This window comes from Spirulina subsalsa CS-330 (assembly GCF_028330765.1).
In the GTDB taxonomy this organism is placed as follows: domain Bacteria; phylum Cyanobacteriota; class Cyanobacteriia; order Cyanobacteriales; family Spirulinaceae; genus Spirulina; species Spirulina subsalsa_A.
Map to the genome: position 1 here is coordinate 1 of NZ_JAQMTY010000286.1, position 19,063 is coordinate 19,063.

Genomic DNA, 19,063 nt, shown 5'->3' on the forward strand with positions numbered 1-19,063 from the left:
AATTAAAGGACTCGCTGTCGCTCGATTTGTTTGTTGGTGCAAATTCATCTCGCCACTAAAAGGCATGTCCGCCGTTACCTTCGGTAACTCTACTCGGACTCGCTTTATAGTGGGAGTCTTCTTTGCACATTTAAGATAATCAATTGGTGGCGGCGATCGCCCGCCAATTGGTTCCCCATACAACCCGCCCCTGAGCACGGCGGGTTTTTTGATGGGGGTGCGATCGCTCAATCTGCCGCCAACATTTTCAGCGCAGCGGCCCGCCAACGATTCACCTGCACCCCGCGATTGACCATCGATGCAGTTTCGCCCGTGGGGAGGGTCATTTCTTCCACCAATTCATTCGCCCCCGCATGTAACCCGACAATGTGATACGTGCCATCATCCGTTTGCACAAACAGCGCACTGCCCGACGCGCCGGCATTGGTATCGCATTGATGGAACAATACGCCGGCGAGATTCCCTTCACCCGGTGCATCAAGAATGGTGCAATCAAAGCTCAATCCGGCGGTTTCCCCTGGTTTTCCGAATTCTGGCCGGTCTGCGGCGGGAAAATCGTAGGAATAGCCCGCTACCCGCACCTTGCCCGCCAAGATGTTGAGAATGCCGCGATTCGTAAGGTCAAGGTCAAGCCAGGGCAGATAGCCCGCCTCTTCGCCCAAGGGTTGATCTAAACGCAGCACCGCCCAATCATGGGCGGGATTTTGATCCTCTTTCCAGCCGTAATCATAGGTGACAACTTGGGCGGTGGCCTGTCCTTCACCCTGGATCAGGTTGGCTTGAAAGACTAAGCGATCGCGCCGTTTGCCATAGTCCTCCTCTGTGATCACTTCTTCGGTCTCCGCATCCAGCAAACAATGGGAATTCGTCAACACCACATCAGGGCCAATCAAGGTTCCGGTACACCACCCTTGCATCTCACCCTTGGCATCCCGCCACTCCAAACGACCGATCGCGCTATAGGGATACGCCCGCATCAAGACCGGGGTGCGTTCATCCTCACCAATCACAACCCGTGTATTTTGAGCCGGATTATCCACCACAGACAGATGATCGGGTTGAAAACCTGGGCTTTCGTCAAGTGGAATCCCCAATGCTTCGAGGGCTGCACTGTTAATCGAGAGGCTCGATTCACCTTCTCCATGCACTGTTTGCATGGAGAAGGTGAGGAGGAGACTACTGGTAGCGATCGCAGCCAAAAGAGACTGTTTCATGGGATTTTTTGATCAGAAATAATACGTCCGCTATTCTGACCTAATTTTTTGTTTTTTGCAAAACTGCGAAATTGTTGTTTGAGCGTCCTGTAAATGAGTTTAGGGTTATTTTGACCTCCCTAAAAAACAGACGGAATTGTTTTATGAATGGGGTTCAAAAGGGGAAATTGCGAAAATGTGGGTTGAGCGTCCTGTAAATGGATAAGGTTGTTTTATTTGAAACCCAGAGGAGAAAAACCAATGCGTTTAGCGATGAAATTGTGGGTCGGAGTTTTGACGGGGGCGTTGTGTGTGGTGTTGCCGGGATTGGATGTGGCGCAGCGGTCACAGGTGGCGATCGCGCAGACGGCGGAAGATCAGCAGTCGCAAGCAGAGCGTTTGGTGAAAGCCGGGGGTGAAAATCTCAAATCAGGGAATTACCAAGCAGCACTGACCGGTCTGCAACAGGCTTACGCCATCTATCGCGAGATTGAAGATGGAGCCGGCATGGTTCAAGCCGCGTTACTTTCGGGGTATGCCCTTGTCGGTTTGGGTGAAACGGAACGAGCACGGGGCATTTTCCAAGGCTTGTTAGATCTGGCGATCGACTCAGATTTTCAATGGCTAGAAGACCAAGCGCGAAAAGGGTTGCAGGTTGTACAACGTGCTGCTGCTCAATAATCCCCGACTTCCAATCTGCTGAAGCGAACCGTTAGCTTCAGCAGGAAATTTCGATGAATGGTCTGGAAAATTGCGAAAACGGGTGTTGAGCGTCCTGTAGCTAGGTTGATCAACCCTTGGAGGTGATGGCTGGGAATTGGGTATGATCCAGGAAAGTTATTAATGGAGGGTCGGACACCATGACGTTGCAGGAAATGATTCAGTCTCTTGATGATTTATCGAGACCTGAACAACAATCACTTTTAGCAGTGCTACAAACCAAATTATTGGAGAGTAATTGTCATGATACAGGCAGAAAAGAAGCGACATTTTGGCAGGGTGTTCTCAACTTTAGAACGGCTCTACAAAGAGAGGGTTTAATATTTACGGATGAAGATTTTGCGGATATCAGGGATCGCGCCCCTGGTCGAGAGATTGTGTTATGACGGTTCAATTTTTGCTGGACTCCAATATTCTGTCTGAGCCAAGCCGCCCCAGCCCGAATGAAGCGGTTTTAAGCAAATTGGAGCAGCATCAGTTTGAGATCGGTGTGGCGAGTATTGTTGTCCATGAACTTTTGTATGGTTGCTGGCGTTTAGCACCGTCCAAGCGACAGGATGTTCTGTGGCAATACATTCAGGAGTCGGTCTTAAGTTTACCTGTGTTTGATTATGATCGGGAGGCGGCACGATGGCACGCAAGGGAGCGGGCAAGGTTATCTAAGGTGGGGAGGACTCCTGCATTTGTGGATGGACAAATTGCCAGTATTGCCTTTTGTAATCATTTGGTTTTGGTGACGAATAATGTGTCAGATTTTCAGGATTTTGAGGGTTTGACGATTGAGAATTGGTTTGAGTTTTAGGTTAATTGATGAGGAGGTTTTGAGCCAATGCGGTTATCAACAACGCTGTGGGGCAGCTTGGTGGCGGGGGTTTTGCTGGTGGGGTTGCCGACTGGGGTGACGGGGTTAGCTCAGGCACAGTCGAATGAGCAAGTTGCGGATGGAGTATTGACAGAAGAAAATCCGCGCATAGAAAGCACTGGGGTCTATTACGCGATTCATCGGTTTACGGGCCGTCCGGGTGGATTATTGACGATCGCGCTTGAGAGTGATGATTTTGATGCGGTGCTGGTGTTGCTGAATGCTGAGGGGAATGGGGTTGCGGAGGATGACAATAGCGGCGGTGGGACGAATGCGCGGTTGGTGGTGAGAGTGCCGGAGAGTGGTGAGTTTGCGATCGCGGTGACGACGAAAAATAGTGGCGCGATCGGGCGGTATCGGTTGCGGTGGGAGGTTGTACAGGCGAGGGCAACTAGACCGCGAACTCAGTTATCCGAAGCCCGTCGCTTATTTAATCAGGCGGGGTCACAATATGATGCGGGCAATTATCGAGGGGCGGTACAAGTGTGGGAACAGGCATTAGCTCTCTATCGTGAGGCGGGCGATCGCGAAAGTATTGCACGTACTTCAGCGAATTTAGGCAGCACTTACGATCATCGTCTTGAAGAATTTCAACGGGCGGTTGAGTTTTATGAGCAGGCGATCGCACTTTATCGAGAATTAGGGGAGCGCGAGCGGGTTGCCTCTCTGTCGAATAATCTTGGTGCTACCTATAAAGATTTAGGTCAATATGATGAGGCGATCGCATCCTATGAAACGTCTTTAGAACTGTATCGAGAATTGCGCGATCGGGAATGGGAAGCGAATGTTTTAGGGAATTTAGGGGTTCTTTATGGCGAGTCAGATGAACCCCAAAAGCGGATCGAGGTGTTTGAACAAGCTGCGACCATTTATCAAGAAATTGGGGAACTAGAAGATGCCAGCAGATTATTTTCTAGTGTGGGATATACCTACAATGAGTTAAATCAGAAGGAGAAAGCCATTGAAGCGTATCAGCGATCACTTGAACTTTCTCAAGAAATCGGGGATCAGGAAAGTGAAGCAAATGCATTAAGTAATATTGCTATTGCATTTGACTCTTTAGGGAATTACACACAATCCCTAAAGTTTCATCAACAGGCTCTAGCGATTCGACGAGAGATTGGCGATCAAACAGACATATCTCGTTCTTTATATAATATTGGTTTAGCTTATCGAGATTTAGATCAACATGAGCAGGAAATTCAATTCTTAGAACAAGCATTAAATATTAGGAGAGAAATCGGCGATCGCGAGGGTGAAGCTCTTGCTGCGTATAGCATTGGCATCGCTCATCATAAATTAGATCAAAATGAGCAAGCCATTCCATTTTTTGAGCAGGCATTGGAGATTCGGCAAGACATCGGCGATCGCGCCGGTTCTGCTGATACGTTAAACTATATTGGCATTTCATACAGAGCATTAAGAGACTATGAAAAATCGATTGGGTTTCATCAACAAGCACTTGCGATTTGGCAAGAGCTTAATGATCCTGAAAAAATAGCACAATCGCTAACGTATCTCGGTAATCGATATGACTCATTAGAACAGTATGAAAAAGCTATCGAGTTTCATCAGCAAGCGTTGGAGATTCGGGAAGGGCTGGGCGATCGTGAGAATGAAGCTCATTCGCTTGGATATCTTGGTTCGTTGTATCGTAAGTTAGAACAAAATGAGCGGGCAATTTCATTTTTCGAGCGAGAACTTGAGATCAAGCAAGATATTGGTGATCAAGAGGGTCAGGAAACTACTCTACGAAACTTGACATCCATTTATATTGGTCTGAATCAGTTTGAACAAGCGATTGAATTTTTTGAACAAAATCTTGTAAGAATCCAGGAAAGTGGTACTCGCCAGCAAGTTGCAGATTCTTTATTCTCTTTAGGAATTCTTTACGATAATGCAGAACGTTACGAGAAGGTAATAGAGGTTCAGGAACAAGTCTTGGCAATCGCACAAGAAATTAGCGATCGTCAATTGGAGTCTTATGCACTTAACCAACTAGGTATTGCCTATAGAGAGCTTGAGCAGTATGAACGCGCTATTGAACTTCAGCAGCAGTCCATCGAAATAAAGAGAGAATTGGGCGATCGCCCGGGAGAACTCAATTCTTTAAATAATTTAGCGAATGTATATTTTGAACTGGAACAATATGAGCAGGCGATAATTTTTCATGAACAAGCTCTTGCCTTAGCAGAAAATTTAAGTAATCAGAGGATGCAAGTAAACGCGCTCAGGGGAATAGCAAGAGCTAATCGTCGTACTCGTAAGTTTACAGAATATCTCGATTTTTCTTTTCAAGCACTTAAAGTAGCAGAAGCAATTGGTGATGATGAATTAGTCAGTGAAATCAGAGAAGATGTGGAAGAATTTTATGCTTTGATCAACTTTGAAACAAGGTCAAGTATGCAAGATGCAATTACCTTTCATGAGAAACAAATAAAGATGTCTAGAGAGAAAGAATATCCTATTCTTGAATCTTTGGCTTTAGGCTATCTAGCACAATCCTATTCAATTCTCGATCAACCTCGACAAGCTATTTTTTATATAAGTCAGGCATTAGAAATTCAGGAAGAAATTGGTGATGTCAGAGGAAAAATAGGATCTTTGAGTTTTTTGGGAGCCATTTACCAAAACTTAGGTGATCATCAAAAGTCTTTTGGTTTTTATGAGTCATCCCTGAATTTAGCGATGACTTATCGTGATCTAAAGCTAGAGATCCAACAGCTAATCAATTTAGGGTTTGCTTACCGGCGTTTTAGTGATTCAGAAGTAGCTATGAACTACTTCCAAGACAGTTTAAGAAAATTAAGGAATTCCACTTTATCTGATAAAGAAAGATTGGAAGCACAAATAAATTATAATATCGGGTTAATATACTTTGGTGATCAGAAGTATCAAGAAGCTCGTGAATACTTTGAGAGGAGTCTAGAATTGTATCGTGAGATTGAAAATCGGAGAGGAGAGGCTACAACATTACGTCTATTAGGATTGACATATTGGAGACCGACAGGTTCACCTATGCTAATAGTCTTTGATGGGCAGGGAGGATTTGCAACTGTTTTAGATGTTGCTCGTGCTGCTGAGCAAATGGAAATTCCTGTAGATCGAAACAAAGCAATTGCATACTTCAATGAGTCTCTAGAGATAACAAAACAATTTCATCTAGGTGGTCGCACTATGTTTGGTGATCGAAGCCATGAGATCAATGCCTTGTCTTTGCTTGCAGCCGCTTCTCAAAATAAACATCAATCTGTTCAATTTTACCGGGACGCTATTGATGTGGCACGAAGCAGTGGTGATTATATTCTTGAAATTCAAAATATCAGAGAGCTAGCTAATTTGCTTCCACAACCCGAAGCAGAAGTTTTACTCAAAGAAGCCATGGATACGTTAGAGACTGCCTGGGATGCTCTGGGGGATCATGATCTTGAAAAAGTAACATTTTCGCAATCTGGAATTGCATCTGGCGTTTATCAAGATTTACAACAGGTGTTGCTTGCACAAGAGAAATACAATGAAGCATTCATCATTGCAGAGCAGGGACGTGCTCGTGCTTTAACGGATTTACTGGCGAGCCGTCTACCCCAAGAAAATACCGAATCACTATCATCTGATAGCATCAATCTAGAACAGATCAAACGAGTGGCTCGTGAGCAGAACGCAACGTTAGTTCAATATTCTGTAATTAGTAACTATCAAATTTTGATGTGGGTTGTGCAACCGGATGGAGAAGTTCATTTTCGTAGCTTTGCTGATTCTACGGTTTCCATGTTCCAGGATGAGCTAGTTAGCAATACTCGTGAAGCCTTGAATCTGCGCGATCGCGGCCTGATCTCTGTTCGTCCCCGTGATGGTTCAGACCCAAAATACGACGAAGCAACTCAACTATGGTTACTGCACCGTCTCCTCATTGAACCGATCGCAGACCTCCTCCCCACCAACCCCGAAGATCGCGTCATTTTCGTGCCCCATCGTGAACTCTTCTTTGTGCCCTTCGCCGCCCTCATGGACGAAGACGGCAACTATCTGATCGAAAAACACACCATCCTCACCGCCCCCTCCATTCGCGTTCTCGACACCGTGCGCCGCAACGCCCAAACCCAACGTAACCGCAACGGTAAACCCCTCGTCGTGGGCAACCCCACCATGCCCGAAGTCACCTTTGCCGACGGTGAAACCATCCAACTCAGCCAACTGCCCGGAGCCGAACGAGAAGCGATCGCGATCGCCAACCTGCTCGGCACAAACCCCCTCCTCGGAGCCGATGCCACCAAAACCGCCGTCCTCCAACAGTTCACCAACGCATCCATCATTCACCTCGCCACCCATGGACTCCTCGAAGACTTCGGAACCGATGTTCCCGGTGCGATCGCCCTCGCCCCCGAAGGTTCAACAAGCTCAGAATGGAATGACAGCCTCCTGAGTGCCAGCGAAATCCTCCTGATGGATGAGCCGTTGAATGCGGAATTGGTGGTGTTGAGTGCCTGCGATACCGGGCGGGGCGACCTGTCCGGGGATGGTGTGATCGGCCTATCACGCGCCTTCATCTCCGCCGGCGTGCCCAGTCTGCTCGTTTCCCTCTGGCAAGTCCCCGATGCCCCCACCGCTGACCTGATGACCCGATTTTATCAACAGCGGGAGAGCTTGGGGGATAACGCCCAAGCCCTGCGCCAAGCGATGTTACAAACGATGCAAACCCATCCCGAACCCCGCAACTGGGCAGCGTTTACCCTGATTGGGGAAGCCGATTAATGTTTGGATGTTGGGGTGCGTCATTTTTCTAGTGTTATGCCATCACAATTGAACCTTTACCATCATTAAAAAATCATCATGTCTAAATTCAAACGCCGCCATTTTCTTCAATTCAGCGCCGCCACCCTCGCCACCTTGGGGATGAGCCAGAGCCAACTGGGTCGCCAAGCGTTGCGCTATGGAAAAGCGATCGCTCAAAGTACGCCGCGTAAATTGGCCCTGCTGATTGGGATTAATGACTACAAGAGCGATCGCAGTGTGGGCGACCTGCGCGGCTGCGTCAATGATGTGGCCCTGCAACGGCAACTTTTGATCCATCGGTTCGGGTTTCAGCCCCAAGATATTCTCACCCTCACCGATGGGGAAGCCAGTCGGCAAGGGATTTTAGCCGCTTTTGAAAACCATTTACTCGGCCAAGCCAAAACTGGGGATGTGGTGGTGTTTCACTATTCGGGCCATGGGTCGCGGGTGGATGATCCGACCCCGATTGATCCCAATAATCCGATTAATAGTACGTTCATTCCGGCGGATGAAGATAGCCCCAATGGTGAAAATGTGAGCGACATTATGGGGCAAACCCTGTTTCTGTTGATGTCACTGTTGCGGCGGCAGACGGAGAATGTGACGACGGTGCTCGATAGTTGCTATTCCGGGGGCGGGACGCGGGGACAGGCGATCGTCCGGGCGGGGGAGCCGGGGCGCAATGTGGCCGAGGCAGAATTTGCCTATCAAGAATCTCTGTTGGGGCGTTTGGGCTGGGAGACGACGGACTTTCAGGAGGCCCGCCGCCGCGGGATTGCGGTGGGGACGGTGCTGGCTTCGACCCAGCCGCAGCAGTTGGCGATCGATTATCCCTTTGAAGATTTTTTTGCGGGGGGATTTACCTATTTATTGACGCAATATCTGTGGCAGCAGACGACGGAGGTACGGGATGCGATCGCAGTCGTTCAGAATCGCATTGATGAAATTTCCGCCCAAGATCCCCTCTATGAAGTGCATCCAGACCGGGCCGGTCAGGCCGTGCCGATTTACTTCACGCCGCCAGTGAATCGGGCGGCGGATGCGGTGGTGACGGCTCTCGATGGGAATCGGGCGACGTTGTGGCTCGGTGGGTTAGATGGGAAGACGATTCGGGCCTTTGGGCGCGAAAGTGAATTAGTCCCCCTGGAGCAGAGTGAAGCACGGGTGACGGTGACGGATCGGGTGGGATTAGAAGCGATCGCCACCGTTGAGGGTTCCGTGCCCGTCGGCACGTTATTACAAGAATATGCACGGGCGATTCCCCGCGATCTGACGTTGGTGATCGGGTTGGATGAGTCCTTGGGGCAGGATCGGGGCGCGATCGCGGATCGTCTGCGCCAAAACTCGCGCATCGTACCTGTCAATGGCGAAAATGGCCGCTACCCGCGCACCGTTCACTACATCATCGGCCAAATTACCGCCGCCAATCAAGCCCAAATCAGCGTCCCCAGTAACGCCCAGATGCCCTCACTTGGCAGTATCGGACTCTTTTCCCCCAGTTTGGAACTGTTGCCGAAATCCTTTGGGCTGCCGGGCGAACGTCCCCAGGCAGTATGGCAACGCCTCCAGCCCAAAATCAAGGGACTCCTCGCCACCCGTGTAATTTCCCAAACCCTCAACGCCCAATCCTCAGCCCTTGATGTGCAAGTGACGCTGAAATTGGAGCGATCGCAAACCACCATTCTCGGCCAAGCCTTCACCTTTCGGGGCAACAGCACCGCCACCACTGACCCTTATCAATTGGCACGAGTGCCGGTGAATGAAGCCATCCAACTCGAAATCACCAACAACCACAGCCAAGATCTCTATCTTGCGGTGATGGTGATTGATGTGTCCGGCGACATCACGATCCTCTTTCCCAATGAGCACCAAAATGTCCCCGATGAGCAACTCGAAGCAACGACGAAAATCCCCAGCCGTCAGCGTTTGCTCATTCCTGACCCGGCGAAGCGTGATTTTGTCTTGGTTAGTGATGAGGTGGGCGCAGGGGAAATGCTTGTGATCGCCAGTGAAAAACCGATGACCGACGCGATTAAACGGCTGCGCTCGTTGGCCCGGAGTGCGGGGATGTCACGGGGGTATGTATCAGTATCGAATCCGGTGGATTTGATGAGTGATTTTGCGAGGGGGGCAAGTCGGGGGTTTGCGGCCCGCGATCGCAGTGAGTATGAGTTTTATCGCATGGATACGGATGCGATGGCAGCGATCGCGATCGCCTTTGAAGTGGTTTGATAGACTGCTCGCGCTCAAGCAGCGGTTCCGCCCAGTCCGTCAGGGATTAAACGCCCCGCCTCAGAGCGAAAACCCGTTAAAACGGGTTTCACAGTGTGCTTCAGCCCACTTTCGCTCTGAGCCAAGAACTTCAGTTTTGGGCGGTTGTGGCTGAAACGCTTCAACAATTTTCCTGCCAAATTGCGAAAACGGGGGTTGAGCGTCCTGTAAATGGGTAATTGTAGGGGCTGGGTCTCCCTGCCCGATTGTTGTTTTTTGAGGAGGTTTGACGGTATGCGATTATCAACAACGCTGTGGAGCGGCTTGGTGGCGGGGGTTTTGCTGGTGGGGTTGCCCGGTGGGGTGAGTACCAACTCAATGAATGAGTTGGTTAGGATTTGAGAGTGGAATTGATAGGAGCAATGTGAACAATGCTAGCCGTTAATTTAGATGATGAAGCTGAACAATACTTGATTGAAATTCTCGCTCAGGAGCGTGTTCCTAGTCAGGAGTTGGTGAAAAAGCTCTTAAGAGATTATTTGGCTACCATCAGACCGTCTCAGACTGTTCTAGACAGAATGGAGAATTACAACGCGGCATTATTTGATGGTGAAGTGGATTTATCAGCGCGATCGGTTCGCAAGGGCAAGATTGCGGAACACTTACAGGCCAGACAATCCGCACAGCACGAACCATGAGCAGCCGTTTTGTGTTGGTGGACAGTGGGGTTTTAGTGGCGTTCTATAATCGCCGCGATCGCTATCACAGCCCAGTGGTTGAGTTTCTGGGGCGTTGTACTGAGCAACTCATCACAACGGTTGCTTGTGTAACGGAGGTGATGTGGCTTTTAGCACCGGAGGTTCGGGTGCAGAATCATTTTTTGTCTGCTCTAGAGCAGGGAATTATCCGAGCGGAGCCATTGATTGCAGAGGATTATCGGAGGATTCAGGCGTTAAATCACACCTACCAAGATTTACCGGCCGATTTTGCAGATTTGTCGTTGGTGGCGATTTCGGAGCGATTGAATATTGCTCAGATTGCGACGCTGGATCAGGATTTTGATGTGTATCGGCGTTATCGTCAGGAGTCATTTGTACGGGTGTTTTATCCACAAAAGTAATTAGGAGATTTGATGATATGCGGTTATCAACAACGCTGTGGAGCGGCTTGGTGGCAGGGGTTTTGCTGGTGGGGTTGCCGGTTGGGGTGGTGGGGTTGGATGGGGGTGCGATCGCGCAGACGGTAGAGGAGCGACAAGCCGAGGCAAGCCGTTTGTTTAGAAAAGGGCGTGAACAGCTTGAATTAGGTAATTACCAAACTGCGCTTGAACTATTGCAACAAGCACGTTCAATCTACCAAGAACTTCAGAATGGACGGGCTGTTGCTGGAAGTACTTTGCTTTCAGGGTACGCTTACGCTGGCTTGGGAGAAGTCGAGCGAGCTAGAGAAACTTTTCAATTCTTACTGAATGTTGCTCAGTTGACAGGATTTACACAGCTAGCGCAAGATGCACAACAAGGTTTACGAAGTTTGGAGCAGCCTAACTCTAGAGGTAACGAGCCTAGGCAGGCTGAGACAAATCGTTTGTTTCAGCAGGGAATTCAGCAATTTCAAGCTAGTGAGTTCCGTGCAGCGTTACAGTCCTGGGAACAGTCTCTATCACTACTTCAAGAGGCAAGAAATAAGCAAGGTGAAGCACAAGTCCTAGGTCACATAGGTGTTGCCCTCTATTCTTTGGGTCAATACGAAGAAGCGATTGAATTTTATTCAAGGTCTTTGGCACTCAATCGGGAAATTGGCGATTTCCGAGGAGAAATGTCCTCACTCAATAACTTGGGTTTGGCTTATCACGCAGTAGGGCGATATGAGCAGGCGATTAATCTGTATGAAATCTCTCTAGAAATCGCCCGGCAAATCAGCGACCGTGAGGGTGAGGCTAGCTCTCTTGGAAATCTGGGTATTGCTTACCACTCCTTGAGTCAGTATGAAAAAGCAATTGATTTATATTTAAGAGCTTTATCTATCCAGAAGGCAACGGATGATCAACGAGGACAAGCGAGAACACTAGGTGAGCTAGGTAGGACTTATTACGGGCTAGCTCAATACCGCCGAGCAATTGAGTTTCATCGGGAATCTCTTGAATTAGCACAAGAAAATAATGATCGTCGTGGTGAAGCTGCCTCTTTAGGAAATTTAGGGATCGTACTGTGGTCTATCGGTCAATACGATGCGGCGCTTGAAATTCACCAGCAGCATTTGAATATAGCCCAAGAAATTGGAGATCTTCAGGGACAAGCAAATGCTTTTGGAAACTTAGGCGCTATCCATCATTCTCTCGACCAATATGAGCAAGCCCTTGATTTTTATAATCAGAACTTTGATGTTGTCAAAGCAATGGGGGATCGTAGGAGTGCAGCTATTAGTTTGAATAATATTGGTCTTGTCTATAATGCGATGGGTGAGTACGAACAGGCGATTCAGTCTTATCAAAAATCTTTTGAGATCACAAAAGAAATTGGCGATCGCGATTTAGAATCCATATCCCTGCATAATTTTGGATTGGCTCTTTTTAACCTCGATCGCGCCCCCGAAGCCGAACAACAACTCCTCGCTGCTGCTGAAATCAAGGAATCAATCCGTGCTGATCTCGGCGACAACGACACTAATAAAGTCTCTATCTTCGAGCGACAATCCAACACCTACCGCCTACTCCAACGCGCCCAAGTCGCCCAAAACAAAACGATCGCTGCCCTCGAAACCGCTGAACGCGGTCGCGCCCGTGCCTTCGTCGAACTCCTTCACCGCCGCCTCAACCCCAATGACCCCAACGCCACGATCGCACCCCCCAACCTCGCCAAAATCCAACAAATCGCTAAGGAGCAAAACGCTACCCTCGTCGAATATTCCATCATTGGTGAAGAATCCACCCTCTACATTTGGGTGATCGCCCCCAGCGGTGACATCACCTTTCGCCAAGTTGACCTCACATCCCTCTGGCGTGATAACAATTTACGTCTGGATGATCTCGTAAAATGTACTCGTGATTCCTTGGGCGTGCGAGGTCTAAACCTGCGGACTCTCAACCGCCTCGTTGCCGTCCTGCCCCGTGATGAAAGCAGACGACAATGCTTTGATGATGATTTTCTTCTCCCCAAACTCCACGAACTCCTGATCGCACCCATCGCCGATCTCCTCCCCGAAAACCCCGAAGATCGCGTTGTCTTTGTGCCCCAAAGCTCCCTCTTTCTCGTTCCCTTCCCCGCCCTCATGGATGTCAATGGCGACTATCTGATTGAAAAACACACCATCTTAACCACCCCCTCGATCCAAACCCTCGAACTCACCCGCAGCCAAAAAGAAAACCAAAGCAGCGGCCAAGGGGCGTTAATCGTCGGCAATCCCACCATGCCCAGCCTTGACCATGATTTAGATCCTGACACCGCCCCCGAACCCCTCACCTCCCTCCCCGGAGCCGAAACCGAAGCAATCGAAATCGCCAACCTCCTCAACACCCAAGCCTTCACCGGCAACAGAGCGACAAAATCCGCCATGGTTGCAGAGATGCAAGATGCCGAAATTATTCACCTCGCCACCCATGGATTGCTTGATGATATTCGCGGCATGGGAAGCGCGATCGCCCTCGCCCCCGATGCCAACTTTCAACCCGCACCGGGTACAACCAACGGCCTGCTCACCGCCGAAGAAATTTTCGATATGGATTTAAAAGCGGATTTAGTGGTGCTTTCAGCCTGCGATACGGGGCGGGGGCGAATTACCGGGGATGGCGTGGTGGGGTTGTCGCGATCGTTCGTTTCGGCGGGAGTGCCTAGCGTTTTGGTGTCCCTCTGGCAAGTCCCCGACGCGCCCACGGCGGCATTGATGACCGAATTTTATCAACAGCGGGAGAGCCTCGGCGACAATGCCCAAGCCCTGCGCCAAGCCATGTTAAAAACCATGCAAACCCACCCCGAACCCCGCAACTGGGCAGCGTTCACGCTGATTGGCGAAGCGGATTAAACAGGCTGAAAAAAGTTGTTTGGGCAAAAGTGCGAAAACGTTCGTTTAGCCTCCTGTAAATCAGTAAGGTGATTTAAGCCTCCACAGGAGGAACCAATTTTATGAACGCACTCAAAACAGTTTTGGCCGTTTGTCTTGCTAGCTCCACCGCACTTGTGGCATCAGGTGACGCGATCGCACAAACCCCTGAAACCCCATTCTCAGAACCCACCCACACCTCTACCAACAGCGCCCTCTTGGGGCCAACCCAGGCCACCAACATCTATATGTTTAGCGCCATCGGTGGGTCTAGTGACTTTGACAATCCCGACAGCACCACAGGGCCGATCGTTGCGCTCCCTCAACCGCAGCCGAGCCTTTTTTGGATGACACAATCGGGCAGTGGGCTGTCCGTGCGCAGTGGTTACGATGTCTTGGTTGGGCGCGGTGTCTCGGTTGTTCCGTCGATTTTTCCACAAACCTATCAGTTACCGTCCGGTGTGGGCGGGTTTGGGTCGTCCGCATCATTGCTGCACCAAGGCCCATCGGTGCAGTTCGTGTTTGAATTCTAGGGTCAACCTCCCCGCGCTTAGCCTGGGGTTGACACCCTAGGCGTATTCAACTCAGTCTTGTTCAATGTCATGGCTTATGGATGATCTCAACGCAACCTTGAAACAGCTTGTCGCCCAGGCCTTAGAGTATCCTCCCCAGAGTAATGAACGTCGCCAAACCCTCTATCGGATTTATCAACAGGTCACGCGGTCTGGGAAACTCTGGTGCGATCGCCAACCCTATTACAACGATGCACTTCAGGAAATGTGGGAATATTGCTGCCATCATCTCGAAGACTACGACCCCACCGTTAAACAAGTGATCACCTGGCTCGATGACGAACTCAAACGGCGGCTCAGTCGGTATCGGTATGCTCAACAGCGCAGTGCAACGAAACACGTTCAGGACGTGGAAGGGGGCAGCACAACCTTACCCCCCCTCGCAGAACGCCTCCCCGCGCCCCCCGATGCCCAAGCCAGTCTCGCGATCTGGCAACAAACCCTAGAGTGGGTACAGACTGATCCGGATCATCGTCTGCGGAAACTCTGCTTCCGGAAACGTCCGGAGGGGAACTGTCAACGGCTCTGTCAACGGCGTTTACCACCGGAAGCGACTTGGGGTGAGATTGCGGCTGAGTTGGAGTTAAACGCGGCCGAAGCGAAAGATTTGCCGAAGTGGTATTGCCGCCGCTGCATCCCGATTTTACGGGAATTTGGGGTGGCTCAAGGCTTCCTCGACACCGTTAAAAAATCACAACCACGGAGAACACCTTAATCATGTCTACCATGTCTTGCCCAGAAGAAATAACCCCGGTTATCCCACTCACCGCCGCGATGCAACGCCGGGCTCGACAGTTTGCCGCACAACAGCCGGAGGCAAGCAAAGCGCGTCAAGTGTATTTGAATACGGTGGCGATCGCAGCGGTGGCGAACTTTTTGAAGATTGTCGGCATTGTCAGCCATCCGGAGCAGAGTGATAGTTGGAATCCGGCGGTGCAGTTTGCCACGGAGGGCTGTGACTTGATGCTGGAGAATTTGGGACGGTTGGAATGTCGGGTGATTGAGGCGAGTCCGGAACCCCCGACCGCGATCGCCATTCCCCCGGAAGTTGAGCGCGATCGCCTCGGCTATGTGGTGGTGAAAATTGACTTTTTTACCGATGAGGCCGAATTGCTGGGCTTTGTCCCCCACCTCTCGCACAATCCCCTACCCCTCGCCCAACTGCAACCGATTTCGACCCTGATTGAGTACCTGACCCGCTTAGAAGCCCAGAGCCAGATCAACCTCAGTGCCTGGTTAAACGGTCAAATCACATCGGGCTGGGATGCCCTCGCCGCAGTTGCCGCCCAACTCCAAACCCCTCAATTGGCGTGGCGATTGCAAAGTGATTCTGTGCGCCGAGCGAAACCGCTGGAGTTTGCCTCCGGGATGCGAATTGCCCTCGTGGCGGGGATTCACACCGTTAGTGACCGGCATAAAGCCATCACGGTGGAAATTTATTCGATGGGGGAAAATCCCTATTTACCGCCTCAACTCCAGCTCACGTTGTTAGATGAGGAGGGCAACACCTTGATGGAGGCCCAAGCTCGCGTTGAAAACCAAAATATTCAATTTGAATTTAAGGGTGAGGTGGGCGATCGCTTCATCGTCCAGATCGAATTTGATACGTTTTTTCATCAGGAGCAGTTTTGTATTTGAGGGGGGCGTTCATCTCCTCATCGATGATGCACATCCATCTTTAACACCAGTACCATGGCAAAATTAGCCGTCCTGAAACTTGTGGGTGATTTTGAGCGGGGATTTGACGCGAATTTAGCGATCGCCGCTGAAGGGCAATATCCCACCACCGAAATCACCGGGAGTTTACCCCCCGCGCTCCCCCTGCAAGCCAGTTATCAACAGTGGCGATCGCTCTATCACCGTGCTGTCCTGTTTGACCGGGCGATCACCCCGAAACGCATCACCTACGATGGCTCCCCCGCTGCACGTCAACGGGATTGTCAGGCCGCCGCCCAAGACCTGGATGGTCAACTCAATGACTGGCTCACGGCCAACAGCTTCCGAGCCATTGAGCGCAAATGCCTCGAACTCCTGAGCCCCTCCGATGAAGTGCGTGTGGTCATTCAAAGTGCGTGCCGGGACTTGCTGCGCTTACCCTGGCAGCGCTGGCATTTTATTGATTGTTACCAGAATGTTGAAGTGGCCCTGCGATCTTGCTCCGCAAGGCTAACGCCAACACTCCAGACGGCCACCGTGACCCCGAATCCTCAACCGCGCCGGGGCGATGGAGTGCGGATTCTTTCGATCTTGGGGGATAGTCAGGACATCGAAGTTGAACAAGACCGTCGGCTCCTCGAAACGCTACCGGGCACGGAATTGATGACCCTAGTGGAACCTCAACACCGGGACATTAATGATCACCTCTGGGAACAGCCCTGGGACATCCTTTTTTTTGCCGGTCATGGTCGCACCCAAGGGGATGAAGGGCATCTCTACATCAATCCCAACGAGCATCTAACCCTGAAGGAACTCAAGTATGGCTTACAAAAGGCGATCGCCCAGGGCCTCCAGATTGCGATTTTCAACGCCTGTGATGGGTTAGGCCTCGCGTGGGACTTAGATAGTCTGCCCATTCCTCACCTGATCGTGATGCGAGAACCCGTCCCCGATCGCGTTGCCCAAGCGTTTCTAGACTATTTTTTGCAGAGCTATGCCGCCGGGCAATCGTTTCCCATGGCCGTGCGGGAGGCGCGGGAACGGCTCCAAGGCCTCGAAACAGACTATGTCTGCGCCAGTTGGCTCCCGGTCACGTTTCGGCATCCAGCGATCGCCCCGCCCTCCTGGCACCAGTTAGGGGGTAAACAGCAGCCCGCCCTCCACAGTGGTCTGATCACCCTGGTGTTTACGAATCTCGTCAACTCCACCGTCCTCAAAAATCAGCTCACGGGAGCCGATCGCCCCAGCCGCGATCGCCAATATTTTGAAGATATTTTGCTACCCCACCGCCATCGAGTCGAGGCCCAGCTCTCGCACTGCGGGGGGCGCGTCGTGGAGACCGAAGGGGATTCCTACTTTATCGTCTTTACCAGCGCAGAAGTCGCCCTTCAATGGGCCCTCCAGCTCCAGCAAAGCCACCAAAACGACCCCATTCCCACCCCCCTCGGTAACCTTCAGGTGCGGATCGGAATGCACACCGGGTCACCGTTGCAAGATGGGCCGAAGTTTGTCGGGCAAGAGGTGGACTATGCCGCTCGTGTCAGTGCGCTGGCCAATGGCGAGCAGGTGTTATTGTCGGATGTGACGGCGGCGCTGGTGCGCAGTCGTGCGGGCCAGAGTTTTCGCCTCCATAACCACGGCGATCGCGCTCTCACCGGGATCGGCACTGTCCCCATTTATCAAGCCCTCCTCCCCCAACAGCAGCCCCAAGCCCTTCGAGGCGATGACCTTAACTCACCGCAGCGAGGGGGAACAATAGCCAGCCTTGTCGCCACAGCTTTGGTGGTCGGGTTACGTCTTTTGGGAGCGTTGCAAGGGATGGAGCTTCAGGCGTTTGATACCTTAATGCGATCGCGCCCCGCCGAAGCCCCAGACCCGCGCCTCCTGGTCATCACCGCCACGGAAACCGATTTGCAACAATACGGTGCGCCCTTACCCGATGGGGTGATTGCTGAGGCGATCGCCGCCCTCCAACCCCACAACCCCCGCTTAATCGGCCTGAATCTATTCCGCGATCGCCCCCGCCAACCCGGCACAGACCAACTCCGCGCCCAACTCCAAGCGGAGAATGCGATCGTCCTCTGTAGTGTCAGCGAAGCCTCCAACCCCAACAAACCCGGCATTGCCCCCCCGCCTAATGTCCCCACCACCGAGCAGGGATTTAGTGATCTCATCGTTGACCCCGATCGAGTCTTGCGGCGGCACTTACTCTTCATACAACCCGAAACAGAAGATGCCTGTCAAACGGAATATGCCTTCAGCACCCGGCTCGCCCTGCGCTATCTCCATTTAGACAACGTTGACATCAAAAACATCACGCCCAATCAGCACCAAGTCGGCCCCGCCATTCTCAATCGTTTAAGCAACCATGCCGGAGCCTATCACCACTTGGATAATCGCGGCTTTCAGCTCATGCTCAACTACCGAGCCGGTGAGGCAGCCCCCATGGTCAAGTTGACGGATCTCCTGGCGGGCAAGGTTGATCCTGACTTGATCGAAGACCGCATCATTTTGTTTGGGATCGTCGCGCCCCTGTCGAATTCAGCCCCCTATTTTTTAACCCCCTACAGCGCCAAAACCCACCCCTACCAAGAAATGCCGGGGATTATGCTCCAGGCCCACATGACCAGCCAGCTTTTGGCGGCAGCGTTGGATGGGCGATCGCTGATCTGGGTGCTGCCGGAATTTGTCGAAATCCTCTGGATCGCGCTCTGGGCTGCGATCGGTGGTTTTGGCGTGGGGCGATTGTCCCACAAGCAGGCAGCGCCATGGGTCTGGGGTGTGGATGTCGCCGCGTCGGGACTCCTTTTGTCCGGACTCTGTTGGCTGGCGTTGCTGCAAGGCGGCTGGTTGCCTTGGGCTCCGGCAGGCATGGCCCTCGCGATCGGTGCAGGCAGTAAGTTGACATCCTCCCCGCTCTAAAGAGACGGGGATTCCCAATCATCACTAATTGGGTTTCTGCTTCATAGCACCAGCCTTGACAGATTTACTCTGCTCAGGTCTTACAGTCGCTCCACAGACTGACACGGCAAGCCCTGCCG

The 19,063-nt window shown here is 51.3% G+C and carries 13 protein-coding genes; 12 read left to right on the plus strand and 1 reads right to left on the minus strand.

The window, feature by feature from the left end; all coding sequences use genetic code 11:
• Positions 1–227: 227 nt before the first annotated feature.
• On the minus strand, positions 228–1,214 hold the full coding sequence (locus PN477_RS19470; RefSeq protein WP_272121502.1) for a trypsin-like serine peptidase: 987 nt from the start codon (positions 1,212–1,214) through the stop codon (positions 228–230).
• A gap of 240 nt (positions 1,215–1,454) precedes the next feature.
• Between PN477_RS19470 and PN477_RS19475 the strand changes: the two genes are divergently transcribed.
• The 12 genes from PN477_RS19475 to PN477_RS19530 all read left to right on the plus strand — a co-directional run bounded on the left by PN477_RS19475 (position 1,455) and on the right by PN477_RS19530 (position 18,944).
• Positions 1,455–1,874, plus strand: coding sequence for a hypothetical protein (locus tag PN477_RS19475; RefSeq protein ID WP_272121504.1), 420 nt, complete (start codon positions 1,455–1,457; stop codon positions 1,872–1,874).
• A 179-nt stretch (positions 1,875–2,053) separates the two neighbouring features.
• The gene (locus PN477_RS19480; protein ID WP_272121506.1) at positions 2,054–2,299 is read left to right on the plus strand and encodes a hypothetical protein; all 246 of its coding nucleotides are present in this window, start codon (positions 2,054–2,056) and stop codon (positions 2,297–2,299) included.
• The gene (locus tag PN477_RS19485; protein ID WP_272121508.1) at positions 2,296–2,715 is read left to right on the plus strand and encodes a type II toxin-antitoxin system VapC family toxin; all 420 of its coding nucleotides are present in this window, start codon (positions 2,296–2,298) and stop codon (positions 2,713–2,715) included. Before PN477_RS19480 ends, PN477_RS19485 begins: the two co-directional genes overlap by 4 nt.
• A gap of 27 nt (positions 2,716–2,742) precedes the next feature.
• Positions 2,743–7,527, plus strand: coding sequence for a CHAT domain-containing tetratricopeptide repeat protein (locus PN477_RS19490; protein WP_272121510.1), 4,785 nt, complete (start codon positions 2,743–2,745; stop codon positions 7,525–7,527).
• Between the two features lie 78 nt (positions 7,528–7,605).
• Positions 7,606–9,780, plus strand: a complete 2,175-nt coding sequence (locus tag PN477_RS19495; RefSeq protein WP_272121512.1) for a caspase family protein — start codon at positions 7,606–7,608, stop codon at positions 9,778–9,780.
• Positions 9,781–10,190: 410 nt separating this feature from the next.
• The gene (locus tag PN477_RS19500; protein ID WP_272121514.1) at positions 10,191–10,457 is read left to right on the plus strand and encodes a hypothetical protein; all 267 of its coding nucleotides are present in this window, start codon (positions 10,191–10,193) and stop codon (positions 10,455–10,457) included.
• On the plus strand, positions 10,454–10,879 hold the full coding sequence (locus PN477_RS19505) for a type II toxin-antitoxin system VapC family toxin (RefSeq protein WP_272121516.1): 426 nt from the start codon (positions 10,454–10,456) through the stop codon (positions 10,877–10,879). Before PN477_RS19500 ends, PN477_RS19505 begins: the two co-directional genes overlap by 4 nt.
• Before the next feature lie 17 nt (positions 10,880–10,896).
• The gene (locus PN477_RS19510) at positions 10,897–13,776 is read left to right on the plus strand and encodes a CHAT domain-containing protein (RefSeq protein ID WP_417158862.1); all 2,880 of its coding nucleotides are present in this window, start codon (positions 10,897–10,899) and stop codon (positions 13,774–13,776) included.
• A gap of 101 nt (positions 13,777–13,877) precedes the next feature.
• Positions 13,878–14,327 carry a hypothetical protein gene (locus PN477_RS19515; protein WP_272121520.1) on the plus strand — a complete coding sequence of 150 codons (450 nt, stop codon included), beginning with the start codon at positions 13,878–13,880 and terminating at the stop codon, positions 14,325–14,327.
• A 97-nt stretch (positions 14,328–14,424) separates the two neighbouring features.
• Complete coding sequence (locus tag PN477_RS19520; RefSeq protein WP_272147568.1) at positions 14,425–15,081, plus strand: hypothetical protein; 657 nt, start codon at positions 14,425–14,427, stop codon at positions 15,079–15,081.
• 11 nt (positions 15,082–15,092) lie between these two features.
• Positions 15,093–16,004: a DUF1822 family protein gene (locus tag PN477_RS19525; protein WP_272147570.1), complete on the plus strand. Its 912-nt coding sequence runs from the start codon at positions 15,093–15,095 to the stop codon at positions 16,002–16,004.
• A 54-nt stretch (positions 16,005–16,058) separates the two neighbouring features.
• Positions 16,059–18,944 carry a CHASE2 domain-containing protein gene (locus PN477_RS19530; RefSeq protein ID WP_272121525.1) on the plus strand — a complete coding sequence of 962 codons (2,886 nt, stop codon included), beginning with the start codon at positions 16,059–16,061 and terminating at the stop codon, positions 18,942–18,944.
• Positions 18,945–19,063 lie beyond the last annotated feature (119 nt).